Source organism: Xanthomonas cassavae CFBP 4642, from assembly GCF_000454545.1.
In the GTDB taxonomy this organism is placed as follows: domain Bacteria; phylum Pseudomonadota; class Gammaproteobacteria; order Xanthomonadales; family Xanthomonadaceae; genus Xanthomonas; species Xanthomonas cassavae.
On the sequence record NZ_CM002139.1, the window covers coordinates 3,338,776 to 3,339,801 of the forward strand.

General features: G+C 61.6%; 1 protein-coding gene. It reads left to right on the top strand.

What is annotated here, in order from left to right; translation table 11 throughout:
* Window positions 1–91: 91 nt before the first annotated feature.
* Window positions 92–1,026, top strand: a 935-nt coding sequence (locus XCSCFBP4642_RS24925; protein ID WP_084624533.1) for an IS1595 family transposase, incomplete at its 3' end; no start/stop codon positions are given.

Here is a 1,026-nt window from a genome sequence, read left to right on the forward strand (position 1 = left end):
CCTGATTAGCCCTGACCATCAGCCGCCTGTCGCAGGATCTGCGCCGCGCTGGGTGGATGCTGCTGTCACCTGAAGCCAACGAGGTGGCGTGATGAGTATCAATGCCGTGCAGTTCCAAGCGGGATTGTCGATGCCTGAGTTCTTCGCGTCCTACGGCACCGAAGCCAAGTGCTATCGCGCGCTTTACAAGTGGCGCTGGCCGCAAGGCTTTCGTTGCCCTGTTTGTGCCGGACGCGTGCGCTCGCGTTTCAAGCGGGGTGCTGCGATCTACTACCAATGCAGCGCGTGCCGGCATCAGACCAGCCTGATTGCAGGCACGATGTTCGAAGGCACCAAGCTGCCGCTGCGCACCTGGATGCTGGCGTTGCACCTGCTGACCTCGACCAAAACCAACATGGCCGCGCTGGAGTTGATGCGGCATCTGGGCGTCAACTACAAGACGGCCTGGCGGATGAAACACAAGATCATGCAGGTTATGGCCGAGCGCGAATCCATGCGGAAACTGGCGGGTTTCGTGCAGATCGACGATGCCTATCTCGGCGGCGAGCGTAACGGTGGCAAGGCCGGACGCGGATCGGAGAACAAACAAGCGTTCCTGATTGCGGTGCAGACCGATGCCACCTTCACCGCGCCGCGCTTTGTGGTGATCGAGCCGGTGCGCAGCTTCGACAACACCTCGCTGCAGGACTGGATTGCCCGTCGCTTGGCGCCCGAATGCGAGGTCTACACCGATGGGCTGGCCTGCTTCCGCCGGCTAGAAGACGCCGGCCACGCGCACACCACGCTGGACACTGGCGGTGGTCGTGCCGCGACCGAAACGGCCGGTGCACGTTGGCTCAACGTGGTGCTGGGCAATCTCAAACGCGCCATCAGTGGCGTGTATCACGCCATCGCGCAAGGCAAATACGCAAGGCGTTACCTGGGAGAAGCGGCCTATCGTTTTAATCGTCGATTCCGCTTGCGCGAGATGCTGCCACGACTTGCCACGGCCATGATGCAATCCACACCATGCCCAGAGCCGGTTTT